Raw genomic sequence first — 25,744 nt, forward strand, 5'->3', positions numbered from 1 at the left:
TTTTACAATCACTCGCCACTCACTAGAATCCGCCGCTGTTCTCCGCGATGGAGGCGCAATGCCATCAATTAAGGAAGTTGTCATGCAAATCGGAAAAATGCTGGGGCTGGCCCTGGCGCTCGGGCTGAGCGGTTGCGCAAGCTTTACCCAGGACGAAGTGGCCCCGGTCAATCTGCCGTCCATGTCCAGTTATTCGAACAAGCCGAACGTCTACGTGGATTTCGACTTCTATCAAGGCATGCCGAAAAGTTCTTCAGCCGTTGAGGTGCCCCAGGCCCGCGACATGCTCAAGCCTGAGTTGCAAAAAGTGCTGAGCGATTCCGGGCTTTTTGGTCGGGTGACCCTGGATGAATTCCAGAAGCAGCCGGGTGATTACAACCTGCGCCTGAAGGTTTACAACCATCCACCGGGTGGTGGTCAGATGGTCATGGCTTTTATCAGTGGGCTGACCATGACCGTCATTCCGTCGTTGGCGACTGACCAATACTCCATGAGTCTTGAAACGCTCGACCCGCAAGGTCAGGCCGTCAGCAGCGCGGCCAATCATGACTCGGTCAACACCTGGATCGGCATCTGGTTTGTGCCGTTGATGGGTAATACCCCGAAAGAAGCGGTGACCGATACCTTCAGCCGCCAGGTCAACGCACTGCTCAAACAGATGGTCGACAGTAAAAGCCTGAAGTATTCGGCGCTCGATTCCGGCGTGCCCCGGGCCTGATGCAAAAAGAGCCGCAATCGCGGCTCTTTTTTTGCCCTTATTTCAGGGCCTGGATGAACTGCGGGTCGCTGTACAACGTCTTCAGCAAATCACGCACCATCGGGTTGTAGGCGAAGGCCGCTCGAGGGATCGCAATGGCGCCGAAAAAACTGCTGTCCCATTGGCTGCTCACGTCCTTGGTTGCGTCGTACACCACGTCATTGCCCTTGAGCAAGGTGAAACGGGCGGCGATCTGGCCAGTACCGGTGCCCATGCCTGCCGTCAGCTCATTCTTGACCAGCAATATATTGAGGTGACGCGGTGCTTGCGGGTCCAGCAAACCCGCCCGACGCAGTTCTTCGTTGACGGCGTCCTGAATATGCAACGGGATGCTGCCACTTGGCGAACTGATCGGATTGGCCCGAACAGTCAGGGTGCCCTGACCGGACTCAGCCTTCACTTCAGCAGTGCCGATCGATTGCAGTGGGGGCGTTTGTTTGAGTCGCTGGACATTCTCATAGCTCGGCTCATAACGGGTCATGGTGACGCCACAGCCTTGCAGTAACAACGCGAACAACGGGATGAGCATAAGGGCTTTTTTCACGGCGGTTCCTTGCGTGAGAATCGGGGGCGGGGATTATCCGTTGATGGCCGCTTGCCATCAATTGCTGAGTGGGAAAAGGATGGATTTTTTCTGCGCGTAAAAAAAGCCCGGGAGCCAAACGGCCCCGAGCTTGTGGTTGCGCAGTGACTTAGCGGCGATCCAGCCACACCGTCTGCGCATTGCAGAATTCCCGCACGCCGAAGTGCGACAACTCACGGCCAAAGCCGCTTTTCTTCACGCCGCCAAAGGTGACGCGGGGGTCGCTGGCGCTGTAGCCATTGATGAACACGCCGCCGGTTTCCAGTTCGTCGGCCATTTGCTTGGCCAGTTCCAGATTGCGGGTGTAGATCGTCGCCGTTAGCCCGAAGTCGCTGTCATTGGCCAACGCCAGGGCATGCCCGGCATCGCGGGCGGTGATGATCGAGGCCACCGGGCCAAACAGTTCCTGTTTGAAGGAGGTCATCTGGTCGGTGACGTTGCTGAGCACGGTCGGCTCATAGAAGTTGCCCGGGCCTTCAGTTTTCTGGCCGCCGAGCAACAACGTTGCGCCTTCTTCCAGGGTGTCGCGCACTTGCTGGTCGAGTTCATCACGCAAATCAAAACGCGCCATCGGGCCGATATAGGTGTCGCTGGACTGCGGATCACCGACCACCAGTTGGCGAGTCGCTTCAACAAATTTGCGGGTGAATTCCTCGACCACCCCTTGCTCGATGATAAAGCGCTTGGCCGCCGCGCAGACTTGCCCGGTGTTCTGATAACGGCCAATCACGGCGGCTTTGACCGCTTCGTCGAGGTCGGCATCGTTGAGCACGATAAACGGGTCGGAACCGCCCAGCTCCAGCACGCACTTCTTCAGCGCAGCGCCAGCCTGGGCACCGATGGCCATGCCGGCGCGCACGCTGCCGGTGAGGGTCACGGCGGCGATGCGGGGGTCTTTGATGGCGCTGGAAACCCCGTCCGGCGTGACGTTGATGACTTCAAACACGCCGTCGGCGAACCCGGCGCGCTGGAAGGCGTCGCGCAGCCGATAAGCGCTGCCCATCACATTCGGCGCGTGTTTGAGCACGTAGGTGTTGCCGGCAATCAGCGCGGGGACGGCGCCGCGCAGCACTTGCCAGATCGGGAAGTTCCACGGCATCACCGCCAGAATCGGGCCCAGTGGGCGGTATTCAATCCGCGCCTTGCCGCCTTCAACCAGCGTCGGCTCGGCGCTCAGCATCGCGGGGCCGTGTTCGGCGTACCACTCGCAGAGCTGCGCGCACTTCTCGATTTCGCCGCGAGCCTGGTGGGTGGGCTTGCCCATTTCCTGGGTGATCATGTGCGCCAGATTTTGCGCGTCGTCGCGCAGCGCCTTGGCCAGGGCGATCAGCGATTGCGCGCGCTGTTCCACCGGCGTCCGGCGCCAGCCCGCGAAGCCAGTGGCGGCGCGGGCGAGGGCGGCGTTCAGGGCCTCGGCGGATTCAAAAGGGTAGTGGCCGATCTGCTCGCCGTTGGCGGGGTTGAGCGAAATCGCATGGGTGAGGCTGGAGATCTGGGTCATGGCACCGTCCTGCTGGGTGGGTATGCGCTCAGATTACGGGGGTGGTTGTTTTCTGGAAACTGAATAATACTGAGTGAAACGTTCATGTTTGGAGAATGACTTGGATCTGGTCCAGCTCGAGATTTTCAAAGCGGTTGCCGAGCACGGCAGCATCAGCGCTGCGGCGCAGCACATCCACCGGGTGCCGTCTAACCTGACCACGCGGATCAAGCAACTGGAGCTGGATCTGGGCGTGGACCTGTTTATCCGCGAGAAAAGCCGCTTGCGCCTGTCGCCGGCCGGTTGGAGTTTTCTCGACTACGCCCGGCGCATCCTCGACCTGGTCCAGGAGGCCCGGGCCACCGTGGCCGGTGAAGAGCCGCAAGGGGCTTTCCCCCTAGGGTCGCTGGAGAGCACGGCGGCGGTGCGGATTCCCGAGCTGTTGGCCGCTTACAACCAGAAGCACGCCAAGGTCGAACTGGACCTGTCCACCGGGCCGTCCGGCACGATGATCGATGGCGTACTCTCGGGCCGCTTGGCCGCCGCGTTCGTCGATGGCCCGGTGCTGCACCCGGCCCTGGAAGGCGTGCCGGCGTTCGAGGAAGAAATGGTGGTCATCGCGCCGCTCAATCACGCGCCGATCCACCGCGCGCAAGACGTCAACGGCGAGAACATTTACGCGTTCCGCTCCAATTGTTCGTACCGCCATCACTTCGAAAGCTGGTTTAACAAGGACGCTTCGGTGCCCGGCAAGATTTTCGAAATGGAGTCCTATCACGGCATGCTCGCCTGCGTCAGTGCCGGTGCCGGCCTGGCGTTGATGCCGCGCAGCATGCTCGACAGCATGCCCGGCTGCACCACGGTGAGCATCTGGCCGTTGTCGGAATCGTTCCGTTATTTGCGCACCTGGTTGGTGTGGCGCCGGGGCACGGTGTCGCAGAGCCTGACCATGTTTGTGCGCTTGCTGGAGGAGCGCGGTGTGGTGCACAAAGAGGGCTGAACATCGCTAATAGTGATACCTATTAGCCACCACGTCCGTTAGAGTGTGCGCCGCCCGAGAGATGGGTCCCGGGCGTTTTCTAATGGAGTTACACGTGAATTACCTCAGCAAAGTGGTTGCCGTTTCCCTGTTCGGTCTGGTTCTGGCGGGTTGCACTGGCGCCCCGATGAAGACCCAGCATTACGACAGCAGCCAATACACGGTCCTGGGCCACAGTGAAGCGAGCGCCACCGGCCTGCTGCTGTTTGGCGTGATCCCGATCAAGCAGAACAGCCGTTTTGTTCGCGCTCAAGACGCGGCGATCCAGGCCAAGGGCGGCGACGCCATGATCAACACCCAGGTGCAGGAAAATTGGTTCTGGGCGTGGGTCCTGACCGGCTACACCACCAAGGTTTCCGGTGACGTGGTCAAGCTGAAAAACGTTCAGTAAGCGCGACGTCTCGCCGATTGGCGAGCGTGCCTTGAGACGTGGAAAAGCCCGGTTTAGCCGGGCTTTTCAGTTTCTGGCGTTTGGCTCAACGTCAGGCACGCGGTAGATCGGCCGTGCACAACTCGCCGGTGGCGCGGATCAATGCCAGTTCATGCAGGCGATCCTGGGTCAGGTGGGCCCGGGCCTCGGTCAGCCAGTCCACGCAATGCGGGTCTTGGCGATAAGGCAGGAAGTCGATGTATTGCTTCAGCAGACGGTTTTGCAACTCGTTCAGGCGCGGGCGGATTTGCTTCACGAGGTCCGGGCGTGGTGTGTCCGGCGCCTTGCCGGCGGCTTGCCATTGGGCCAGCAATCCGTATTGCACCAGTTTGTTGGCTTCCATTTGCGCGGTGACGAATTGGCTGACGTCTTCCAGATCGAGTCTTAGATACGTCGCCTCGGCCCTGACCTGGAAGATAACCTGCGCTTCCCGAGTACTGTCCTGGACCGGTTTGCCACTGTCCCATTTGGTCAGCGCCACCAGGTCGCCGATGTTCAGGCGTTCATTCAAGGTCTCCAGTAATGGTTTCAACGCCTCGGGGGCCGGCGAGGGCGTGGCGGCCTGGGCGCTGGCGACGAACACGCCGAGGGCGGCGCAACTGATCAGCCATTGCGGCAGGCGTAGCGGGGTGAACATTGGCAAAACCTCTTGGGTGACGAGCGGGGCGGGTCAATCTAGCACTTGCGTGGGGGCTTTGAAATTCAGCAGTTGGCCGGCGGCTATTCTTTGAAGTAGTATACGTTTCGTATGCATTTCGTATTGAGTGGTAAACATGGGTATCGTAAAAATTTCCGAAGACATGCACGAGAACTTGCGTGTCGCCAGCAACGCGCTGAGTCGCTCGATCAACGCCCAGGCTGAGCACTGGATGCGCATCGGCATGCTCGCCGAGTTACACCCCGACCTGGACCACAGCGACATCTGTCGCTTGCTGATTCGTGCCGAACAGGCCGGTGGCCTGAATTTGCAACAGGTGTGTGCCGCTGCGGGAGTTCAACAATGAGTCGGGCAATGAAGACCAGCGTCGTGATCAATACCCCGGCGCAAATCGCTCAGTCCGGCGTGGCGGGCAGGCTGGCCGCCGAGGTGCTGGCGATGATCACGCCCCACGTGAAGGCCGGGGTCACCACCGACGAACTTGATCGGCTCTGCCACGACTACATCGTCAACGTACAGAAAGCGATTCCGGGCAATGTCGGTTACCACGGCTTCCCGAAAACCGTGTGCGCCTCGGTCAACGAAGTGGTGTGCCACGGCATCCCGTCGGGCCAGGTCCTGCAGGACGGCGATATCGTCAACATCGATATTGCCGTGGTCAAGGACGGTTGGTACGGCGATACCAGCCGCATGTACTTCGTTGGCGAACCGAGCCCTGAAGCACGACGCCTGGTGAACACCACCTATGAAGCCATGTGCGCCGGTATTCGGCTGGTGCGCCCCGGCGCGACCCTGGGCGACATTGGCCATGCGATTCAGAGCGTGGCCGAGCGCGACGGCTTCAGCGTGGTGCGCGAGTACTGCGGGCATGGCATCGGCAAGGTCTACCACGATGAGCCGCAGGTCCTGCATTACGGCTACCCCGGCCAGGGCCTGACCCTGAAAACCGGGATGATCTTCACCATCGAACCGATGCTCAACGCCGGCAAGCGCCATGTGAAAACCCTGGCCGATGCCTGGACGGTGGTCACCAAGGACCTGTCGCTGTCGGCTCAGTGGGAACACATGGTCGCGGTGACTGACGACGGCTTTGAAGTGCTGACGCCGTGGCCGGATCAGGTTGAAGGCTATCCGGCGCCGTAATGTTTCAGGCCACCCGGTTCCGGCCCGAACCCTTTGCCTCGTATAGCTGCTGATCGGCACGTTTGATCAGCATCGAGGTGTTGCTGTCCGCCGAAGCGGCCAAGCCGATGCCGATACTCACGGTCACCTGGCCGACCACGGCAAAGGGTGTCTCGGCGATTGCGGCGCGGATGTTCTCGGCGACGATCTCGGGGCTATCGGGTTCTTCGATTTCCGGCAGCAGCACGGCAAACTCCTCGCCACCGTAGCGGGCGACGAAGTCGGTGCCACGGGTGTTGGCCTGGATCAGCCGCGCCAGTTGTTCCAGCACGTCATCGCCGATGGCGTGGCCGTGGGTGTCGTTGATTCGCTTGAAGTGATCGACGTCGATGAACAGCAGCGCGAAGGTACGGCCGGTGCGTTGAAACAACAGGCTGCATTCGGCCAGCTTCTCATCGAAGCGACGACGGTTGAACACACCGGTCAACGCATCGTGGGTCGCCAGTTTCAACAACTCGGCGTTGGCCAGGGTGAGGGCGGCGGTGCGTTGGGCGACCGTGGCCTCCAGCGAGGCATTGGCCTCTTGCAGTTCGCGCTCCTTGCCGAGTAATGACTGGGTCATGCCCTGGATCGACTGCACCAGTTGGGCAATTTCCCGCACGGAATGATCCACCGGAAACGCCACGTCCGGGTGCTGCTCCTGCACTTGTTTGGCCGCCCGCGCCAGTTGTTCTATCGGGCGACTGAGGTACAGCGCCAGGTAGTACGCCACCAGGCCAAAAACCGCCGCAGCAATCACGCCCAGCACCAGCAACTTGTAAAACAGGATTCGCGCCGGTTGCAGGGCGATATCCAGCGGTTGCCGAACCGCGATGTACCACGCCAGGCCAGCGCTGGTGGGCGTCGGTACGGCGACGGCACTGGTCAGGTAGCCATTGTCCACCGACCAGCCCGGCGCGATGCCAGGGTTTTGCGCGGTGCCCGGCAGGTTCGGCAGTTGTTCGCCGGCAAGCAGTTCCGGGTACAGCACTTTGCCGTCATGGTCGACGATCAAGGCCTCCACTTGGGGCATCCGGTCTTTTTGCAACACGGCGGCATCGACAATCTTCGTCACCCAACTCCAGTGAGCATGCGCGCCGAGCACACCAACGACTTGGCCTTGGGCATTGCGGATGGGCGCGGCGAAATCGATGAACCGCAACGGTTCGCCGCCAGGGCTGCCCGGCAGCAGTTTGGCGAGCAGCACCGCTTCGTGGGGATCGCCAGTGTAGTCACCGCGCAGCCCGGCCTGAAACCACGGGCGTTCCTTCACTGATTGATTGACCAGCAACCCGTTCACCGCTTGGCGCACACGGCCGTCGGCATCCGCCACGCCCATCCAGGCGTATTCGGCGCGGGACTGGGTGCGCAATTGCATCGACGTCAAAATGTCCGGGTCGTCCAGGTTGCCGCGCTTCAACAACGGCGCGCGGCTGAGCACGTCCACTTCGAGTTGACGCTCTCGCAATTGCGCCCCCAACAGCTCAGCCGCCGACTTGGCGGTGCTCAACAACGCATTACCGCTCGCCTGCTTGATCTGTCCGGTGGCGATGTGGCCCACATAGAAACCCACGCTCATCAATGTGAGCAGCGACAGACCGGCAAACCAAAGGGTCAGGTGGCTACGCAGGCTTGCTTTGAACATGAGGGAGTGTCTGCCGTTTTTGGAATCGCGGCATGTTAGGCGTAATGGAGGGTTGCGTGCCAGCGCCGCATTGGCCTCTGGCTTTTCATTCGGTGAATGTCATAGGGTTGCGCGCTCAAAGGGCTTTTTGGAAGGCGTATCGATGGAACGGTGTGAAGTAGCGGTGCTTGGCCTGGGCGCGATGGGTGCGGCCACGGTGTATCAACTGGCGAAGGCCGGGGTCAGGGTGATCGGTGTCGACCGCTTTCACCCGCCGCACGATCAGGGTTCAAGCCACGGGGATACGCGCATCACCCGGCTCTCGGTGGGTGAAGGCGCGCAATACCTGCCGATTGTGCGCAATGCCCACAGGATCTGGCGTGAACTGGAAGCGCTGTCCGGTGAGTCGCTGTTCGAACAATGCGGGGTGCTGGTGATGAGCTCCAACCCCGACTATGACCCGAATGACGAAAACGACTTCACTCATCGCACCCTTCATCTCGCGCAAACCCATGACATCGAGCATGACGTGTTGTCGGCGGCGCAGATTCGCCAACGCTTCCCGCAATTTTCTCCGGTGCTGGACACGGCCATCGGCTACTTCGAATCGGCGGGCGGTTACGTCCGTCCCGAGCGCTGCATTGCCGTGCAACTGCGGCTCGCCGAAGAACACGGCGCGACCCTGTTCAAGGGTGAAACCGTGATGCAAGTGACCTCCGACGAGCAGGGTGTCACCGTCACCACCGACCAGCGCACGATCCTCGCCGACAAAGTGGTGATCAGCGCCGGCATGTGGTCCAGGGATTTGCTCGGCGCGCCGTTCGACCGCTTACTGCGGGTGTGTCGGCAGAAACTGTTCTGGTTCGAACTGGAGGAGCACGCCCGGTTTGCCGAGGTATCGCCAACCTTCATCCTGCACCACGGCCCCGGCGATGCGGACATGCATTACGGTTTTCCCCCGTTACCCGGCGAGGGCAGCCTGAAAGTCGCCAGCGAGCAATACAGCGAAACGTCTTCGCCCGACACCCTGGACCGAACCATCAGCGCCGCCGAAGCGTGCGAGATGTTCGATACTCAGGTGCGCGGCAAGATTGCCGGCGTGACCTCGCGGGTGGCCAAGTCTGCGGTGTGCGCCTACACCGTCACGCCGGACGGCGATTTCATCATCGACGAGCACCCGCATCTGCAGAACGTGACGGTGGTGTCCGCTTGCTCCGGTCACGGGTTCAAGCATTCCGCCGCATTGGGCGAAGCGCTGGCGCAACGCTGCATTCGCGGCAGCAGTGAGCTGGACCTGTCGGCGTTTTCGTTGAAACGGTTTGATGGGCCAAGCTGAGAAGCCTTTCGCCACAAAACCGGCAGGCAAAAAAAATGCCGCCGGTTAAGGCAGCAATAAAAAAACAGCACGCGTTGTGTATGGCCCGAGTATCGGCCACGCAACGTTACAGAATGATGACGTTTAGTAGATCTGCGGCACGATCAGCTCGGGCGGCGTCGGGCTGCGGGAATAATCTTCCTGGCGCACGCGCTGCGGCAGTTCGATCACCGCGTGTTCCACCTCTTCATAGGGCATTTGCCCCAGCAGGTGGTTGATGCAATTGAGCCGGGCCTTTTTCTTGTCGTCGGCTTGCACCACCCACCAGGGCGCTTCGGCGATGTGGGTACGTTCGAGCATGATTTCCTTGGCTTTGGTGTAAGCCTCCCAGCGCCGACGGGACTCCAGGTCCATGGGGCTGAGTTTCCATTGCTTGAGCGGGTCATGAATGCGGCTGAGAAAGCGCAGGTGCTGTTCCTGGTCGGAAATCGAGAACCAGTATTTGATCAACTGAATGCCGGAACGGGCGAGCATCCGCTCGAACTCCGGCACGGTGCGGAAGAACTCTTCATATTGGTCGGCGTTGCAAAACCCCATCACCTGCTCGACCCCGGCGCGGTTGTACCAACTGCGGTCGAACAAGACGATTTCCCCCGCCGCCGGCAGGTGCGAAACGTAACGCTGGAAGTACCACTGGGTTTGTTCGCGGTCATTCGGCGCGGGCAGGGCGGCGACACGGCAGACCCGTGGATTGAGCCGCTGGGTAATGCGCTTGATCACGCCACCCTTGCCGGCGGCATCGCGCCCTTCGAACAGAATCACCACTTTGGCGCCGGTCTTGACCACCCAGCTTTGCAGCTTCACCAGTTCGCCTTGCAGGCGGAACAGTTCGCTGAAATAGCGCCGCCGCTCTTCCTTCTCGCTGCCGTCGTCGACGTGCCCGTCGAACAGCGCATCGAGGTCGTGTCCGTCTTCCAGCAGTTCCAGTTCCAGCTCTTCGTCGTTGTGATCGATCAGCTCGCGATGGATTCGCTGCATCAGTGTGTCGTTGTTGGCAAGCATGGCAGGAGGCTCCCGTGGAAGGTGGCGTTGACGATGGTATTCCGGGAGATATGACGAAGTGGTGACGAAACGGCTGTAGGACGCAGGAGTGGCGGTGTCATCTTCGTGTCACCTAAGCCGTGGCAAGCTCTTCGCAAACCGTCTTGAAGGCGGGCGGATGAAGCGGCCAGGAATCCCTACCATGAAAGCAGAAGCCTCGCTGTTTGCGGCCATTGACCTGGGGTCCAATGCGTTTCGCCTGATGATTGGCCAGTCGGTCAAACGGAACCAGCAATGGGCGATCCAGGAAGTCAAAACCCTGCGCGAACCGGTGCGTCTGGCCGAGGGGCTTCAGGGTGGAGCGCTCGACGAACTGGCGCTGGATCGCGGCTGGCAGGCGCTGGCGCGATTTGGCAAAAAGCTCCGTGGTTTTGAGTCGTGCCGGGTGCGGGCAGTGGCCACCAGCGCCGTGCGCGAGGCTGATAATGCGCAACTGTTTCTGGCCAGCGCCGAGCGGCACCTGGGGTTTCGGATTGACGTCATCACCGGGCAGGAAGAGGCGCAACTGGTGTACGCCGGTGTCGCTCACACGCTGCCGGGTGCAGAAGGCCAGCGACTGGTGGTGGACATTGGCGGCGGCTCGACCGAGCTGATCCTGGGGCGCGGCACTCAGCCGTTGGTGGCCGAGAGCATCGCCATCGGCAGCGGCACCTTCGGTTCGCGTTATTTCCATGGCGGTCGCATCACCGCTCAGGCGTTGCTGGAGGCCGAGCGCGTGGCCTCGCTGCAATTTGAGAAAGTCGCCCGGCGTTATCGTGCGCTGGGCTGGCAGCAGACCATAGGCTCGTCCGGCACCGCGCGGATGCTGGCCAAAGTGCTCAAGGCCAACGGCTTGAACGACGATGGCCAAAACGGCATCACCTATGGCGGGTTGTTGCGCCTGTCGTTGCGGCTGCTGGAAGTGGGGCACGTCAACCAACTCAGGCTGGCCGGGCTGCAAACCCATCGCTTGAGCATTTTGCCCGGAGGCCTGGTGGTGATGCTGGCGGCGTTCAAAGTGTTTGGCATCTCACACATGACGCCGTCCGAGCCGGGGTTACGCTTTGGTGTGCTGCACGGGTTGATGAACAAGCACTGATCGGCCGCGAAAGGCAAAGTGACTGAGCACCAGGCACAGGCTCAATCCCAGCATATCGGCGACAAAGTTCTGGTAGGCGGAGGTGAACGGGATGCCGTTTTCTCGCGGGTCTACGACCATCTCGTTATACGCCGACAGAAACAGCACGATGATCAGGCCACCCCAGGGGCTCCATGGCATTCCTGCTTTCAATGCGTGGACATTCTCTTGCAGCGAGCGCTTGAAGAATCGGGTCGGCACCGTTACGTAGCCCGCCAGCAGCGCCGCGCACAAGCCATAGAGGAAATGGCAGAAGTTGTAGCTCCAGACGATGATGTTGAAGGCGAAGAATTGAACCAGCCAGAACGTGATGAAAATCCCCAGGCACAGCAGAAACGGGGTGTGGGTCGGGCGTGTGGTAAACAGCATTGAAGCTCCTTGGCGGGAAGTGATCCTTGAGAGGGGGAATGCTACCGGACTCTGGGGTCGTTGATCGCGGCTAAATAGAGCTGGCGGTAGGCGTCCACCAGTTGCTCCTGTGTGAACGCCAGGTTTCGCCCGCTCGGATTGGGCAAGACCCACACCGATGCGTGGCCGAATGTCTGTGGCTGAAGCCCCCAGGCAATATCCCGTTGGTCGGACAGCGCGCAATACGCCGCTTTACCGAGAAACGCCACGACGCGGGGCGCATAACGAATGATCTTCTGTTCAAAATCCACCGCCGCCGCGCTGAACTCCTCCAATGACAGTTGATCCGCCCGCGCCGTGGGCCGGTCCACCACGGCGGTCAACCCGCACTGGTACTGCAAGATCGTCCGATCGTTTTCCGGTTTGATTTCTTCCGGGGTAAAACCGGCCCGATGCAGCGTGCGCCAGAAGCGATTGCCGCGACCCGCAAAGTGATGCCCTTGGGCGGCGGCCAGCAATCCCGGATTGATACCGCAAAAAATCACGGCCAGGTGTTCGCTCAGGATGTCTTCGAGTTTTTCACCCACGATAAAACCTCTTAGCCGCAGATCACGTTGACCGCATTGCGGGCCAGCGCGGTCAGTTCATCGCGGGATTTGCCCGCCCGTGCCCGAATCGAAATGCTGTGCAACAGGGACGACGCGAGTACGGCGAGGGCCGCCGGGTCGGCATCGGCTTTCAATTCGCCGGCGCTGACGGCTGCTTGCAGACGGGTTTCCAGGTCGGCGTCGAGCCGGCTCAATCGGTCGGACAGCACGTCGCGGATTTCCGGGTCCTCGACCGCTTCGGTGGTCGCCGTGCCGATGGCAAAGCAGCCGCGTGGCTGACCTTCGCCCGAAAAGTAGATCGACAACTGCCCCTCGTAAAAACGCATCAGCGCCTCGTTCAGCGTCAGGTGGCTGTCGGTCAGCGCCTGGTGCATGGCGGCGGCCGCGAACTCCCAATATTGCTCAAGCGCCTTGATGTAGAGCGCGTGCTTGTCGCCGAACGCGGCGTAGAGGCTGGGGCGATTCATCCCGGCGGCGGTGGCGATGCTGTCCAGCGACGCGCCGGAATACCCGGTGTTCCAGAAAACGCCGAGGGCTTGTTGCAACGCCGTTTGCGGGTCGTAAGCGCGGGGGCGGCCACGACCTTTGCCTTCTGTGATCTTTTTTTGTGCCATGTCGTACAAAACTCTTGAATGAGGATGGGCTTCGTGGATATTCTTACATCATCGCACAAAAATAAGAACCCCAATTTCCTTGGCTTCTGGGCTGCCGGCAAAGCGTGCCGTGTTCGCCGATCATCCGGTTATAGGTGCATTCGATCATGACTAAACAGTTCGACATCTCAGCAACACCCGCCTTCGAGCACCCTGGGCCGGACGCGCCCATCAAGAAGCCGCTCAGAGAAAAACTCCGCCCACTGCTGATGGTGGGGTTTCCAGCGCTGTTAGCCGTCATCGGCTACGCTCATTACGTGGCCGACGAGCCCTTTGTCTCGACCGATAACGCCTACGCCCGAGTGGCGAAAGCCTCGATCAACGCGCGCATTGCCGGGCAAGTCGTCGAGATCGCGGTCGAGGACAACCAGCCGGTTCACAAAGGTCAGGTGCTGTTTCGGATCGACCCCAAACCGTTGCAAATCGCCGTGGACCGCGCCCAAGCGCAGTTGAGCGTGGCACGGTTGCGCATCGACGGGCTCAAGGCCAGCTATCGCCAGCAACAAGCGGAGTTGCAATCGGCCAAAGAGTCGGCGGATTTCGACCAAAAGGAATTTGCCCGCAAGAAAGCGCTGGTGGCCACCGAGTTTGTCTCTCGGGCCATTTATGAACGCGCCGACACCGACCTCAAAGTCTCACGGCAACGCATCGCCTCCATCGAGCAACAGATCGCCAGCACCGTCGTTGCGCTGAACGGTGACCCAAACATCGCCGCCGATAACCACCCGACCGTTCACGAGGCCAAGGCGCAACTGGACGAGGCGCAGCTTTATCTGTCGTACGCGACGGTGTATGCGCCGGACGACGGGATCGTCGCCAAGGTCGATGATTTGCAGGTCGGCAACTTCGTGAACAGCGGGGCGCCAGCCTTTGCGCTGATCTCCGATCGTCAGGTCTGGGTCGAGGCCAACTTCCGCGAAACCCAAGTGACGCACATGCGCCCCGGCCAGGAAGCCACGATCAGCATCGATACCTACCCGGATCGGTTGTTCAAGGCGCACGTCATCAGCCTGAGCCCCGGTGCAGGATCGGACTTCGCCTTGCTGCCGCCGGAAAACGCGACCGGTAATTGGGTCAAGGTCGTCCAGCGTGTACCGGTGCGCCTTGAGCTCGATGAGCTGGACCCGGCGACGCCGCTGTTCTCGGGCACCAGCGCCACGGTCAAGGTCGATACCGGGTTCAGCACGCCGTGGTGGCATCCGCTCAAATCGCTGCTGACTGCGAGTCGTTTCTGATGAACGCCCAGTCGCGTTCCCTCAGGTTCGCCGCGTTGTTGGCGACGTACATGCAGTCCGCGAACCTGCCGCTGCCCAATTCGGCGCTGCGGTTTATCCAGGGCAGCTTGTCGATGACCGACGACCAGGCCGGGTGGATTTTCACCGCGTACCTCGCGGCCAGCGCCATCACCCTGCCGGTCGCCCAGTGGCTTGCTGCGCGCTTTGTCCTGAAGTTCGTGTACCTGACGGCGCTAGGGTTTTTTGCCTTGGGCTTGTTGCTCGCCACGGTCGCCACGACGCCGCTGGAATTCGTCGGCGCGCGGATTGTTCAAGGCGTTGCGAGTGGCGTGTTGGCGCCGCTGTCGATGGCGATTGCCCTGGAGACATTGCCGGCGGATCGGCGTGCCAAATTCGGCGCGACGTTCACCGCCATCGTGCTCTTTGGCATCGCCAGCGCTCCGAGCATCGGCGCTTGGGTCAGCGACTCTTTTGGCTGGCGCGCGATGTTCTATCTCAGCGTGCCGTTGACGGTGTTCATCTTTCTGGTGGCGGCGCTGTTACTGGCCGAGAAGAAAGCCGATCAGCGCCCGCCGTTTGATTTTTTCGGCGTCGGCACCTTCACGCTGGGGATGATCGGCTTGCAAATGCTGCTCGACCGTGGCGAACGCCTGGACTGGTTCGACTCGCCCGAGATCTGGCTGGAAGCCGTGGCCGCAGCGGCGGGGCTGTACCTGTTCGGGGTGCACGTGCTGACCGCGAAGGTGCATTTCCTCAACAAGCGTTTGTTCAGAGACCGCAACTTCATGCTGTCGACGCTCATCTTCTTCGCCCTGGGTTTTGTGCTGCTGTCGACCATGGCGCTGACGTCGCCGATGCTCGATGAAATCCTCGGCTACCCACCGATCATGACCGGCTGCATGACACTGCCGCGCGGCGCCGGGTTGGTTGGCGCATTCATGCTGGTGGCGCGTGCGCCTGCTCACCTTGACCAGCGATTCTTCGTCGCAGTGGGCGCCGGGCTGGTGGTGTATGCCAATTGGCTGATGCTCGGCTATTCGCCGTTGATGGACTGGCCGCCCGTGGCGATTGCCGGCGCGCTTCAGGGCATCGGCCTCGGTGTGTTGATGCCGTCGATCAGCAAAGTGGCGTTCAACACGCTCGACCCCAAGCTGCGCCCGGAAGGCACCGGGTTTTTCAATCTGGCCCGTGTCTACGGCAGCACCCTTGGGGTGGCGGTGGTGCAAACGTTCTTCTTCAACAACACCCAGGCGATGCACATGGCGTTGGCCAGTCACCTGACGCCTTATCGCGTGGCCGGGCATTCCCTGCAAACCCTCGGCGGGCTTAACGAAATGATCACCGGCCAGGCTGCGTTTATCGCGGTCATCGGCCAGTTCAAGATTTTGATGTGGGCGATGTTGCTGGTATGCCCGTTGATTGTGTTCCTGCGCAAACCCGTTCCGACCAACTAGCTATCGTGGAGTCTGACCAATGAAATCTCATGCGTTCGTCATCAACAGACATCTGCCCGTCATGGTAGGTGCGATGTCGTTTCTGGTGTTCCTGTCCGCCTGCACCGTCGGCCCGGATTTTCAAACGCCAGCGGCAAGTCAATCGCAACACTACGATCAACAGGTCGAGCAGCGTCTGGCTCGGAACATCGCAATCGGCAAGAAGATCAACGGTGACTGGTGGACGGCGTTCCGTTCGCCGAAGCTCGATGCGTTGGTGCGCCGGGCCATCGACGGCAATCTTGAATTGGTGGCCGCCGACGCGACGATCCGTCAGGCCGCGTCCTCGGTCGCGGCAGCGGAAGGCGCGTTGTATCCGCAGGTGGATTTTGCCGCCCAGGCCGGGCGTCAACGCACCCACAATGGCCCCGAGCCAACGATTTCCAACGTCTATGCAATCGGGCCACGGGTTGGTTTTGACCTTGACGTTTTTGGCGGTAACAAACGGCAGGTCGAGCAGCAGCAAGCGTTTACCGCGCTGCAAACCCATCGTTACGAGGCGGCCTACCTGACCCTGACGGGTGATGTCGCGAGCCAGGCGTTGTTGCTGGCGTCCGCCAACGCGCAGATGAAAGCCGTCGAAACCTTGCTCGCCAATGACGCGAAGAACCTCGAACTGGTCCGCGCCGCCCACGCCAACGGCGCCACCACCCAGATCGATGTGTCGCTGGCCGAGACGCGGCTCGCGCAGGATCGCACGCTGTTGCCGCCCCTTGCTCAGCAGCGGGATTCGGCCCGCCATGCGCTGTCGATCCTGACGGGCAAGGGACCGGGTGACTGGGTCGCGCCGGACTTCGAACTGGCCGAGTTTGCCTTGCCATCCAACGTGCCGGTCAGTTTGCCGTCCGAAATGGCCCACGACCGGCCGGATGTTTTGCAAGCCGAGGCCGAACTGCACATGGCCAGCGCGGCGGTGGGCGTCGCGACTGCCAATCTCTATCCCCATGTCGAGTTGTCCGCGTCGCTGGCCCAAGCGGCCTCCGGCAATGGCGGCGCCGCGCTTTGGGGGTTCGCCGCCGGGCTGACCGCGCCGATCTTCAATGGCGGCACGCTCAAGGCTGAACGCCAGGCTGCCGTCGATGGCTACCAGGCGTCCCTCGCCGGTTACCGGCAGACCGTGATCAAGTCGTTCGGCCAGGTCGCCGACACGCTGCAAGCGATCAACCATGACGCCGAGCAAAACCTGGCCCAGGACGACGCGTTGCGCGCCGCCGACAGCAGTTTTCGCTTGAACCAGCAAGCCTACTCACAAGGCGAGAACAGCATTCTTCAGGTGCTGGAAGCGGAGCGCGCGTATGAGCAGGCGTTGCTCGGCCAGATCAGAGTGAAGACGGCCCAGTACCTCGACACCGTGCGGCTGTATGTGGCGCTCGGTGGCAATTCGGTCGGTGTGTTTGAGCAGAAAGTCGCGACTCGCGAAGCATCCCGACGTGCGTATCAATAACGGCTGCGGCCCCAGGTAGTGGAGTAGAGACATGTCCTTTTACGAAGCCTTTTACGATGATCTTCGCGACACCCGATTTCCTCTCAAGCACGGTTCGGGCGCGATGCCGGCGGTGGGTTTTGGCACGCTGTTTCGCGATCTAAGTGTCACCACGCAAGCGGTCAAGGATGCACTGGACGCGGGGTTCCGCCATTTCGACTGTGCCGAGCGTTATCGAAATGAAGAGGCGGTTGGCGTGGCGCTGAAAGAAACCCTGGACGCCGGCAAAGTCCCCCGCGAAGAGCTGTTTATCACCACCAAACTGTGGAACACCAACCACCGTCCCGAGCGTGTCGAGCCGGCGTTCGAGGCCAGTTGCCGACGCCTGCAAGTGGACTACATCGATTGCTACCTGATCCATACCCCGTTTGCTTTTCAACCCGGTGACAACCAGGACCCACGGGATGAGCAAGGGCACGTCATCTATGACTCGGGCGTGACGCTGATCGACACCTGGCGGGCCCTTGAGCGTCTGGTGGAGGATGGCCGCTGCAAGTCCATCGGCTTGTCGGATATCACGTTGCCTGCGTTGAAAGAAATCGTCGCGGCGGCGCGGATCAAACCGGCCGTGGTGCAAGTGGAAGCTCATCCTTATCTGCCGGAATGGGAGCTGCTGGAGTTTTGCCAGCAACAGGGCATTATCCTCCTGGCCTTCGCGCCACTCGGGCACGGCATGGAGCCTAAAGTGCTGGAAGACTCGGTGATTACCGGGATCGCCCGGCGCGTGCAGAAAACCCCGGCGCAAGTGGCGCTGGCCTGGTCGGTGCAGCGCGGTGTAGCGTTCCTGACCACGTCCGCAACACCGAGCCACATCCGCGAAAACTTTGATATTGCGACCCTGCCGCAAAGGGCCCTGCGCGAAATCAAGGAAGAGATTACGACTCGGGTACGCTTCAATTCGGTGGTGGAAACCGGTGTGCCGGGGTTCATTGCGCGCAAGAAACCAGCGTAATGCCGTGAACCTGTGGCGAGGAAGCAAGCGCCCTCGCCACAGGTTTTCTGTTCGCCCTGTTATTTATTCCAGGCTATTGAGGTGCCATTGATGGACGTTTTCCAAACCATGCGCGTCTTCATCGCCGTCGCGCAAAGCGGCAGTTTTACCGCTGCGGCCGAGTTATTGGACACCACGACTACCAACGTTTCCAAAGCCGTCTCCAGCCTGGAGGCCCGGCTTCAGACCCGCTTGATCAATCGCACGACCCGCCGCCTGGCGCTGACCGAAGCCGGCCTGCGTTACTTGCAGCGTTGCGAGAGGATTCTGGACGAGGTGCGTGAGGCGGATGAAGAGGCGGGTACGGCGCAGGTCATGCCGGTCGGCAGGCTGAAAATTCACGCGATGTCGGCCGTGGGCAATCATTACGTGATCGATGCGATCGCCAAGTACCGCGAGACCCACCCCTCGGTCATGTTCGATCTGACCCTGACCAATCGGTTGCCGGACTTGTTGGAGGAGGGCTACGACATGTCGATTGTCCTGGCGCGGGATTTACCTGACTCAGGTTTCGTCGCCCAGCGGCTCGGCATCACTTACAGCATCCTTTGCGCCTCGCCCGCGTACTTGAAGAAACGCGGCGCTCCGGATTCACCGGCGGCACTTGGCACACACGATTGCCTGAGGATTGTGAATACCGTGATGCCGGTTGAACACTGGGCATTTGAAGGGCCGGAGGGCGCGCAAACTGTCACCGTTCCGTTGTCGCCATTTCATGTGAACACCGCCGATGCGATGACCGTCGCGATACTCAGCGGGATGGGGATCGGTATTCAACCGATTGCGTCTGCCGTTGATGGCTTGAAGGCGGGGACGTTAGTGCGGGTACTGCCGGACCATCATCTTGAAGAGTTGAATCTGTTCGCCATCTACCCGTCACGCAAGTTCGTCGATGCAAAAATAAAAACCTGGGTGGAGTTTCTTAAACACTGCATTCCCGGGTTGTTGGCTGCCGATGAAAAAATCGTGGGCTCGCCCAAAGAAAGGGTTCGCTAGCGCAGCAGGTATGGAGTGTCGACCCTCCATCGTCTGCACCGGACTCAACCGTTCGAACAGCCGTTGCCCATTACTTGATACTGAAGAACGTGCTGCTGACCGTGGGAATCTTCATAAGTCATCTGGGCCGGGACGGGGCCGCACTGATCACCGGTATCGGTAATCGCCACGACTTTCTTGATATCGAGGTTCATGCCATAGGCATAGGTTTCAACAGCGGCGTTGCCGGTCGCGAGCTCGTCTGCATAGGCCTGTGTGCCTAAACCGGCAAGAGCCAATAACAACGCAATGCTTGTAACTTTCATGATGTTCACCGTCTCATCCAGGGTTTGGTTTTTTACCTCGTGAGCCGTTTGCTCAGCGGGTAGAGACAATGCTAGGTGTTTAGCCCTCCCTCAAATAGCCAGCAACCGGACAAACACTGTTGCCGGATTTCGCATGAATGGACGCTTCAGGGGTTCGTCGCTTCCAGGTTGCTCAACAGCCACTCGCTGAAACTGCGCGCATTGTTTTCACTGTCACGATGGGTCAGCAACGCCCAGTTCGGCCCGCGAATGGTTTGCTCCACCAAGGGTTGCAACAATCCGCTGGCCCGTGCCTGGCAACTCAACAGTTCACTGACCAGGGCGATGCCGAGCCCCGCACACGCGGCGTCGAGCAACAGGCCGGGATCAGAGAAGTTCAGCCCCTGATCCTGCTGGCCGACATCGACGCCAGCCTCCACCGCCCAGTGACTCCAATCCATTTCCCGCTCGCCGTGCAGGGTCGCGCGCTGTTCCCGTGGCAGCGCCAACACGCTGGGGTGACACGCCGGGTAGAGGCGGTCGGCGTGCAGCACTTTGAAGCTGCACTCGGCCTGGGAACTGATGTCGTCGCGCATGGCGATGTCGATGGTCTGGGTGGTCATGTCCGGGACTTCATCGGTGCTGTAAATCCACAGATCCACCTCCGGGTGCTGGCGGCGAAAATCCCCCAGACGCGGCAACAACCAGTGACGGGCGAACGCCGGCGTGGTGTTGAGCACCAGTTGATTGGGTTTCTGGTATTGCCCGAGGCGGCGAATGCCCACGGCCAATTGCTGCAACAGCGCCTGGGTGGTGCTGAGCAAATCGTGGCCGGCATCGGTCAGGCTGACGCTGCGCCCGCTGCGGAAAAACAACGGTTGTTCCAGGTACGCCTCAAGGCTGCGGATCTGCTGACTGATCGCTGATTGCGTGAGGTTCAGCTCAGCCGCCGCCTTGTGAAAACTGCCCAGGCGGGCGGCGGCTTCAAAGCCGCGAAGGGTGCTGAGCGGGGGCCAGTGCTTGAGCATATTGATAAGTTCCTCTAATCACTTGTGGGCAAAATCCATCGTTTGTTTGCCCGTTTTTACAGCCGTAGCATGCATGGCAAGCCGAACGAGGCGGTTTCCATTGAACACAATGGCTTAACTTGAAGGTAGTGATCATGCAGCAGAACGACAATAAAAACAGCGGTTGGATGATGCCGGCAGAGTGGGTCAGGCACGCCGCAACGTGGATGGTCTGGCCACACAATCAGGCCCTTTGGGAGTCCGGTTGGAGTGTCACCTTGCCGTTGGTGCAGGAGGATTTTGCCCGGGTGGCCAACGCCATCGCCCGCTTCGAACCGGTGAAGCTGGTTGTCGATCCGTCGGCGGTCACCCGTGCCAAAGCGCTGTGCGGACCCAACATTGAATTGATTGTCTTGGCGGTGAACGACAGTTGGTGCCGCGACTCTGGCCCGAGCTTCGTCTGCCACCCGCAACAAGGCGTGGCCGGGGTGAGCTGGCGCTTCAACGCCTGGGGCGGCAAGTCGGCCCACGACCTCGACGAAGGCCTGGCACGCCGCGTACTGAATCACCTGGGCCTGCCGTGCTTCGGCACCCCGTTGAGCAATGAGGGCGGGGCGATTCACGTCGATGGCGAAGGCACGCTGATCACCACCGAATCGGTACTGCTCAACGCCAACCGCAACCCGGACACCAGCAAAGCCGAGATGGAAGAGATCTTCGCTCGTCTGCTGGGGGTGAAGAAAACCATCTGGCTGCCGGGCGATCCGGACTACGTCATCGGCGACATGACCGACGGCCACGTCGATGGCGTCTGCGCCTTCGCCCGCCCCGGTGTTTTGTTAGTGGACGCAACCCATGACACGCAGTCGGTGTACGCAGAAGTGGCTCGCGAAAACCGTCGTGCCCTGGAACTGGCCACCGATGCCCGGGGCCGCAAATTCGAGCTGATCGAGTTGTTCGAAGCCACCGACGCGGTGGACACCGAGGCCGAAGTGTTCTGCGCCTCGTACACCAATTTCTACATCGCCAACGGCGCAATCATCATGCCGGCCTATGGCATCGAGGCCGATAACGCGGCGGCCGAAGTCCTGGCTCAAGCCTTCCCGGGTCGGGTGGTGGTGCCGGTGCGGATCAATCATCTGGCCCATGGCGGCGGCGGGGTGCACTGCATCACCCAGCAGCAACCCGCTTGGCCGGTGGAGGGTTGAAATCATGACGTTATTGACGATCGCCACCACCCAGATGCCCTGTACCTGGGACCTGAAAAGCAACCTCGATCAGGCTGAGCAATTAGTGCGCGAAGCGGCGGCGAAGGGCGCCCAGGTCATCCTGCTTCAAGAGCTGTTTGCCACGCCGTACTTCTGCATCGAGCAAAGCCACAAGCATTTGGCGCTGGCCGAAGAATATCGCGACAGCCACGTGCTCAAGCGCTTCGCCGCGCTGGCCAAAGAATTGGGCGTGGTGCTGCCGTTGAGCTGGTTCGAGAAGGCCGGCAATGCCTACTTCAACTCCTTGAGCGTGGCCGATGCCGACGGACGCCTGCTCGGGGTGTATCGCAAGACCCACATCCCCAATGCCATCGGCTACCAGGAGAAAGAATATTTCAGCCCCGGCGACACCGGTTTCCGGGTCTGGGACACCGCGTTCGGGCGCCTCGGTGTGGGGATCTGCTGGGATCAGTGGTTCCCCGAAACCGCCCGTTGCCTGGCCTTGATGGGGGCCGAAGTGCTGCTGTTTCCCACCGCCATCGGCTCCGAACCGGGCTGCGCCACCCTGGATTCCCGGGACCATTGGCAGATGACCATGCGTGGCCACGCGGCGGCCAACTTGCTGCCAGTGGTGGCGGCCAATCGTGTCGGCCCGGAAACGGCGACCACCGATCCGGCCTTGCAAATGGGCTTCTACGGCTCGTCCTTCATCTGCAACCACAAGGGCAAATTGCTCGCCGAGGCTGACCGCGACAGCACTGGCGTGCGGGTGCACAGCCTCGACCTGGCCGCCATGGGCGAAGAACGTCTGAGCTGGGGCATTTACCGTGACCGCCGTCCGGAAATGTACGGAGCGCTGTTGAGCCAGGACGGGCGCCACATCAATGCACGCTGGACGACTCAAGGGGTTTGACATGCCAACTGCCAATCAACTGCTGCTCGGTGCCCTGGTACTGGCGTGTGCCGTGTCGTCGCTGCACGCCGAGGAAAAGACTCTCAGGCTCTACAACTGGGCCGATTACTTTGCCGAAGACACCCTGAGCAAATTCACCGCTGAAACCGGGATTAAAGTGATCTACGACGTCATGGATGGCAGCGAAACCCTGGAAGCGAAGATGCTCGCCGGCGGTAGCGGTTACGACCTGATCTTCCCCGGCGACACCGTGGCCGAACGCTTGATGCGCGCCGGCAGCCTGCTGCCGCTGGATCGCTCCAAACTCACTCATCTGGACGACATCGAACCCGGTTTGCAGAAGCTGCGCACCCACTATGTGCAGTCGAGCCAGGCCACGGTTCCCTACACCTGGGGCACCATCGGCCTGACCTATAACGATGAGCAAATCAAAAAACGTGCGCCGGATGCGCCGGTCGACAGCCTGGACATGCTGTTCAAACCGGAACTGGCGGCCAAGTTTGCCGATTGCGGAATCTCGATGATCGACTCGCCCGATGAAGTGCTGGCGGTGGTGCTCAACTACCTCGGCCGCGATCCGCGCAGTGCCAAGCCGCAAGATCTGGCGGCGGCGAGCGAGTTGCTGATGAAGCTGCGGCCGTACATTCGCAAGTTCCAGTCGCAACCGGTGACCGACCTGGTGAACGGCAACCTGTGCATGTCCCTCGGCTATAGCGGCGACATGATCCAGGCCCAACGCACCTCGGACAGCGCCGGCAAGACGACGTCGTTCCAGTACCGCATTCCCCGTGAAGGCACCACGGTGTGGATGGACACCCTGGCGATACCGGTCGACGCCCAACACCCGGAATACGCCTATGCGTTTATCAACTTCGTCATGCGCCCGGAAAACATGGCCGCCATCAGTAACTTCACCGGTTACCCCACGTCCAATGCCAAGGCCCGCCCGAGCGTCGATGCCGCGATGCGCGAGAACCCGGATATCTACCTCGATGACGCCACCTATGCGCGGCTGATTCCCGGCAAGGACATTCCCCAGGCCGATATGCGCGCCCGCATGCGCACCTGGACCAAATTCAAGACCGCTACGGCGAAATGATCAGGGATTCATACATGTCGACACGTCGTCAGTTCATCAAACACGCTTCAGTCGTCGCCGGGGTTGGCGCCGCGCTGTCCGTGGGCCTGAAGCCCTTGTACGCGCAAGCGGCCAGCGCCGGTGTCTGGCACATGCCGGACGAGGGTGACAAACACGAGCGCGCGTTTATCGCTTTTGGCGCGCAGGACGCGATCTGGGAGGATTTCACCGCGGATGTGCAAGCCGCCCTTGGGCGCATCGCCCGCGCCATCGCCCGTTACGAGCCGGTGACCGTGTTCTGCCGCCAGCGCGAGCGCGACCTCGCCGAAGAGCACTGCGGCACCACCAACATGACCTACGTCACCACTGAACTCGACGACATCTGGATGCGCGACATCGGCGCCAACTTTGTCATTGATGGCCAGGGTGAGCTGGGCGCGGTGGACTTCAACTTCAACGGCTGGGGCAACAAGCAGCAGCACAGCAAGGATGCAAAACTGGCCGCGCAGGTGGCGCGTAATGCCGAGGCTGATTATCTGCGCAGCGAGTTGGTGGGCGAGGGCGGCGCTATTGAAGTGGACGGTCACGGCACCGGGATCATGACCGAAAGCAGCTGGATCAATGGCAATCGCAACCCGGACTGGAGCAAGGCCGAGGTCGAGCAAGAACTGAAAGAACGCTTGGGGTTGCGCAAAATCATCTGGCTGCCGGGCATCAAGGGCAAGGACATCACCGACGCCCGCGTCGATTTCTATGCGCGGTTTATCCAGCCTGGCGTGGTGATCGCCAACCTCGACAACGACCCCGCGTCATACGACTACAAGGTCACCCGAGCGCACCTGGAGATCCTGAACAATGCCACGGACGCCGATGGTCGCAAGCTGCAGGTGCACACCGTGTCGCCACCGCTGAACCCGCGCCAGAGTAAATTCAGCAAGAACAACCCGGATTTCGCGGCGGGCTACATCAACTACTTCGTGATCAACGGCGCGATCATCGCGCCTGAATTTGGCGATCGGGCCGCCGATGCCAGGGCTTTTAGCCTGTTGTCCGGGCTCTACCCGAACCGCGACGTGGTGCAGCTCAACATCGATGCGATCTCCGCCGGGGGCGGCGGAATTCACTGTGTGACCAGTCATCAACCGTTCGTTTAATAACAAGTGGCTGTTTTAAAACAAATTTATCTTCGCTTGGGGCTTCCCATGCGGCGCGAAAGTTGATAAATTGCCGCGCATTCTTGCAGAGGCCCTCACAAGGGCCTTCTGTTACAGATACAGGGGCGTCGCCAAGCGGTAAGGCAGCAGGTTTTGATCCTGCCATGCGTTGGTTCAAATCCAGCCGCCCCTGCCATATTCCCGAAAAGGGGCTGGTTTATTTTCTGCAAAGAAAGCAGGCCAGTCCCTTTTTTTGTTATGCCTCGACGGCGAGGCTACTCCAGCCAGGTGCCTGTCACGCGCCGATCCAGCTCTTCCCAATCCGCCATCCCCAACACCCGTGTGGTGTTCAAACCGCGTAAATAACCGCGCAACTGCTGGGCGGTGCTGCGCACTTGTTCTGAATCGGGCGCGTTGTCGCGCAACACGGTTTCGTACTCCACCAGGTATTCAGCCACCCGGTCGCGAAACTCAGGCAGGACGGCATCGCGGATCAGGTCAAACGTTCGCACGGGGAATTCCTTTTAGTTGTAGTCGGGCTGCCGAGCAGTCTGCACGCGGCACAACCATCGGTTCAAGTAATAGTGACCATCAACAAACGCAAGTTCTGCTTCGCGGGATAAACGCCGAGAATCGCCTCCATCGAAAACGCTGCTCAAGGAACTGCGTGATGAAGACATTGACTCAACTGGCTGTTGTAACGTTTTTGCTGGCCGGTTGCGCCTCCGCGCCTAACGACCCGACGCTGACCCTGCACACCAAAAAGACGCCCGCCCAGTACGCAGACTGCGTGGTGCCGAAGCTCCAGGGCAATGCACTGGCCCCGAGCGTCTCGCAAACCCAGCGCAGCTACCGGATCGTGGTGCCGAGCAAAGTCACGGCGGATAACGTGCTGGAAGCCTACAAAGCCCCGGACGGCGGCAAGGTATTTGTGTATGAGCGCCACTTGCTGGCGTCGAGCTTCACACCGTCGAGCTTCGAACGTACCGCGCAGGAATGCCTGTAACCGATCAGCGTTTTTAACCGTG

Annotated in this window: 28 protein-coding genes and 1 tRNA gene; 18 read left to right on the forward strand and 11 right to left on the reverse strand. The window is 60.8% G+C overall.

The window, feature by feature from the left end; all coding sequences use genetic code 11:
• The first annotated feature begins 82 nt into the window (after positions 1-82).
• Positions 83-718: a hypothetical protein gene (locus tag V5E99_RS21795; RefSeq protein ID WP_499804315.1), complete on the forward strand. Its 636-nt coding sequence runs from the start codon at positions 83-85 to the stop codon at positions 716-718.
• A gap of 37 nt (positions 719-755) precedes the next feature.
• Here V5E99_RS21795 and V5E99_RS21800 read toward each other — a convergent pair whose 3' ends face one another.
• Both V5E99_RS21800 and V5E99_RS21805 read right to left on the reverse strand, forming a co-directional pair.
• The gene (locus tag V5E99_RS21800; protein WP_499804316.1) at positions 756-1,301 is read right to left on the reverse strand and encodes a hypothetical protein; all 546 of its coding nucleotides are present in this window, start codon (positions 1,299-1,301) and stop codon (positions 756-758) included.
• A gap of 148 nt (positions 1,302-1,449) precedes the next feature.
• The gene (locus tag V5E99_RS21805; protein ID WP_499804317.1) at positions 1,450-2,841 is read right to left on the reverse strand and encodes an aldehyde dehydrogenase family protein; all 1,392 of its coding nucleotides are present in this window, start codon (positions 2,839-2,841) and stop codon (positions 1,450-1,452) included.
• 100 nt (positions 2,842-2,941) lie between these two features.
• Here V5E99_RS21805 and ptrR point away from each other — a divergent pair, with 100 nt between their 5' ends.
• Both ptrR and V5E99_RS21815 read left to right on the forward strand, forming a co-directional pair.
• Positions 2,942-3,820: a putrescine utilization regulator PtrR gene (ptrR, locus tag V5E99_RS21810; RefSeq protein WP_499804318.1), complete on the forward strand. Its 879-nt coding sequence runs from the start codon at positions 2,942-2,944 to the stop codon at positions 3,818-3,820.
• Positions 3,821-3,914: 94 nt separating this feature from the next.
• Positions 3,915-4,250: a hypothetical protein gene (locus V5E99_RS21815; protein WP_499804319.1), complete on the forward strand. Its 336-nt coding sequence runs from the start codon at positions 3,915-3,917 to the stop codon at positions 4,248-4,250.
• A 91-nt stretch (positions 4,251-4,341) separates the two neighbouring features.
• Here the strand turns inward: V5E99_RS21815 and V5E99_RS21820 are convergent, their stop codons facing one another.
• The gene (locus V5E99_RS21820) at positions 4,342-4,926 is read right to left on the reverse strand and encodes a chorismate mutase (RefSeq protein ID WP_499804320.1); all 585 of its coding nucleotides are present in this window, start codon (positions 4,924-4,926) and stop codon (positions 4,342-4,344) included.
• A 136-nt stretch (positions 4,927-5,062) separates the two neighbouring features.
• On the opposite strand from V5E99_RS21820, the gene V5E99_RS21825 reads away from it, so the two are divergent.
• Together V5E99_RS21825 and map are read left to right on the forward strand one after the other, a co-directional pair.
• Positions 5,063-5,293: a ParD-like family protein gene (locus V5E99_RS21825; RefSeq protein ID WP_499804321.1), complete on the forward strand. Its 231-nt coding sequence runs from the start codon at positions 5,063-5,065 to the stop codon at positions 5,291-5,293.
• Positions 5,294-5,301: 8 nt separating this feature from the next.
• Positions 5,302-6,090, forward strand: a complete 789-nt coding sequence (map, locus tag V5E99_RS21830; RefSeq protein ID WP_499804322.1) for a type I methionyl aminopeptidase — start codon at positions 5,302-5,304, stop codon at positions 6,088-6,090.
• 4 nt (positions 6,091-6,094) lie between these two features.
• On the opposite strand, the gene V5E99_RS21835 is transcribed toward map, so the two are convergent.
• Complete coding sequence (locus tag V5E99_RS21835; protein ID WP_499804323.1) at positions 6,095-7,753, reverse strand: sensor domain-containing diguanylate cyclase; 1,659 nt, start codon at positions 7,751-7,753, stop codon at positions 6,095-6,097.
• A 142-nt stretch (positions 7,754-7,895) separates the two neighbouring features.
• Between V5E99_RS21835 and solA the strand changes: the two genes are divergently transcribed.
• On the forward strand, positions 7,896-9,068 hold the full coding sequence (gene solA, locus V5E99_RS21840) for an N-methyl-L-tryptophan oxidase (RefSeq protein WP_499804324.1): 1,173 nt from the start codon (positions 7,896-7,898) through the stop codon (positions 9,066-9,068).
• Between the two features lie 123 nt (positions 9,069-9,191).
• On the opposite strand, the gene ppk2 is transcribed toward solA, so the two are convergent.
• Positions 9,192-10,109 (reverse strand): polyphosphate kinase 2, encoded by a 918-nt coding sequence (gene ppk2 / locus V5E99_RS21845; protein ID WP_499804325.1) that lies wholly within the window; start codon positions 10,107-10,109, stop codon positions 9,192-9,194.
• 181 nt (positions 10,110-10,290) lie between these two features.
• Between ppk2 and V5E99_RS21850 the strand changes: the two genes are divergently transcribed.
• Entirely contained in the window at positions 10,291-11,226 is a 936-nt protein-coding gene (locus tag V5E99_RS21850) for a Ppx/GppA phosphatase family protein (protein ID WP_499804326.1), read from the forward strand.
• On the opposite strand, the gene V5E99_RS21855 is transcribed toward V5E99_RS21850, so the two are convergent.
• Genes V5E99_RS21855 through V5E99_RS21865 form a run of 3 tightly spaced genes read right to left on the reverse strand, consistent with a single transcriptional unit; the run spans position 11,185 to position 12,835 of the window.
• Positions 11,185-11,634: a hypothetical protein gene (locus tag V5E99_RS21855; RefSeq protein ID WP_499804327.1), complete on the reverse strand. Its 450-nt coding sequence runs from the start codon at positions 11,632-11,634 to the stop codon at positions 11,185-11,187. The genes V5E99_RS21850 and V5E99_RS21855 overlap by 42 nt on opposite strands.
• A 41-nt stretch (positions 11,635-11,675) precedes the next feature.
• Entirely contained in the window at positions 11,676-12,200 is a 525-nt protein-coding gene (gene mug, locus V5E99_RS21860) for a G/U mismatch-specific DNA glycosylase (RefSeq protein WP_499804328.1), read from the reverse strand.
• An 11-nt stretch (positions 12,201-12,211) separates the two neighbouring features.
• The gene (locus V5E99_RS21865; RefSeq protein ID WP_499804329.1) at positions 12,212-12,835 is read right to left on the reverse strand and encodes a TetR/AcrR family transcriptional regulator; all 624 of its coding nucleotides are present in this window, start codon (positions 12,833-12,835) and stop codon (positions 12,212-12,214) included.
• A gap of 146 nt (positions 12,836-12,981) precedes the next feature.
• On the opposite strand from V5E99_RS21865, the gene V5E99_RS21870 reads away from it, so the two are divergent.
• The 5 genes from V5E99_RS21870 to V5E99_RS21890 all read left to right on the forward strand — a co-directional run bounded on the left by V5E99_RS21870 (position 12,982) and on the right by V5E99_RS21890 (position 19,072).
• Positions 12,982-14,109 (forward strand): HlyD family secretion protein, encoded by a 1,128-nt coding sequence (locus V5E99_RS21870; protein ID WP_499804330.1) that lies wholly within the window; start codon positions 12,982-12,984, stop codon positions 14,107-14,109.
• Positions 14,109-15,563 carry a DHA2 family efflux MFS transporter permease subunit gene (locus V5E99_RS21875; RefSeq protein ID WP_499804331.1) on the forward strand — a complete coding sequence of 485 codons (1,455 nt, stop codon included), beginning with the start codon at positions 14,109-14,111 and terminating at the stop codon, positions 15,561-15,563. The genes V5E99_RS21870 and V5E99_RS21875 overlap by 1 nt, the downstream gene beginning before the upstream one ends.
• 19 nt (positions 15,564-15,582) lie before the next feature.
• Complete coding sequence (locus V5E99_RS21880) at positions 15,583-17,046, forward strand: efflux transporter outer membrane subunit (protein WP_499804332.1); 1,464 nt, start codon at positions 15,583-15,585, stop codon at positions 17,044-17,046.
• A 31-nt stretch (positions 17,047-17,077) separates the two neighbouring features.
• A complete protein-coding gene (locus tag V5E99_RS21885; RefSeq protein WP_499804333.1) occupies positions 17,078-18,037 on the forward strand; it encodes an aldo/keto reductase in 960 nt (319 codons plus the stop codon).
• Between the two features lie 90 nt (positions 18,038-18,127).
• Positions 18,128-19,072: a LysR family transcriptional regulator gene (locus V5E99_RS21890; protein ID WP_499804334.1), complete on the forward strand. Its 945-nt coding sequence runs from the start codon at positions 18,128-18,130 to the stop codon at positions 19,070-19,072.
• A gap of 44 nt (positions 19,073-19,116) precedes the next feature.
• Here the strand turns inward: V5E99_RS21890 and V5E99_RS21895 are convergent, their stop codons facing one another.
• Positions 19,117-19,377 carry a DUF2790 domain-containing protein gene (locus V5E99_RS21895; protein WP_499804396.1) on the reverse strand — a complete coding sequence of 87 codons (261 nt, stop codon included), beginning with the start codon at positions 19,375-19,377 and terminating at the stop codon, positions 19,117-19,119.
• Positions 19,378-19,523: 146 nt separating this feature from the next.
• Positions 19,524-20,384, reverse strand: coding sequence for a LysR family transcriptional regulator (locus tag V5E99_RS21900; RefSeq protein WP_499804335.1), 861 nt, complete (start codon positions 20,382-20,384; stop codon positions 19,524-19,526).
• 134 nt (positions 20,385-20,518) lie between these two features.
• On the opposite strand from V5E99_RS21900, the gene V5E99_RS21905 reads away from it, so the two are divergent.
• From V5E99_RS21905 to V5E99_RS21925, 5 genes are all read left to right on the forward strand, one after another.
• A complete protein-coding gene (locus tag V5E99_RS21905) occupies positions 20,519-21,571 on the forward strand; it encodes an agmatine deiminase family protein (protein ID WP_499804336.1) in 1,053 nt (350 codons plus the stop codon).
• A gap of 4 nt (positions 21,572-21,575) precedes the next feature.
• A complete protein-coding gene (aguB, locus tag V5E99_RS21910; protein ID WP_499804337.1) occupies positions 21,576-22,484 on the forward strand; it encodes an N-carbamoylputrescine amidase in 909 nt (302 codons plus the stop codon).
• 1 nt (position 22,485) lies between these two features.
• The gene (locus tag V5E99_RS21915) at positions 22,486-23,583 is read left to right on the forward strand and encodes an extracellular solute-binding protein (protein WP_499804338.1); all 1,098 of its coding nucleotides are present in this window, start codon (positions 22,486-22,488) and stop codon (positions 23,581-23,583) included.
• A gap of 14 nt (positions 23,584-23,597) precedes the next feature.
• Entirely contained in the window at positions 23,598-24,716 is a 1,119-nt protein-coding gene (locus tag V5E99_RS21920; protein WP_499804339.1) for an agmatine deiminase family protein, read from the forward strand.
• 121 nt (positions 24,717-24,837) lie between these two features.
• Positions 24,838-24,912, forward strand: a tRNA-Gln gene (locus V5E99_RS21925).
• Between the two features lie 79 nt (positions 24,913-24,991).
• Here V5E99_RS21925 and V5E99_RS21930 read toward each other — a convergent pair.
• Entirely contained in the window at positions 24,992-25,228 is a 237-nt protein-coding gene (locus V5E99_RS21930) for a hypothetical protein (protein WP_499804340.1), read from the reverse strand.
• A 158-nt stretch (positions 25,229-25,386) separates the two neighbouring features.
• Between V5E99_RS21930 and V5E99_RS21935 the strand changes: the two genes are divergently transcribed.
• On the forward strand, positions 25,387-25,722 hold the full coding sequence (locus V5E99_RS21935; protein WP_499804341.1) for a hypothetical protein: 336 nt from the start codon (positions 25,387-25,389) through the stop codon (positions 25,720-25,722).
• The last annotated feature ends 22 nt before the right edge of the window (positions 25,723-25,744 follow it).

Source organism: Janthinobacterium sp. LPB2021202312-11-4, assembly GCF_037049705.1.
GTDB lineage: Bacteria > Pseudomonadota > Gammaproteobacteria > Pseudomonadales > Pseudomonadaceae > Aquipseudomonas.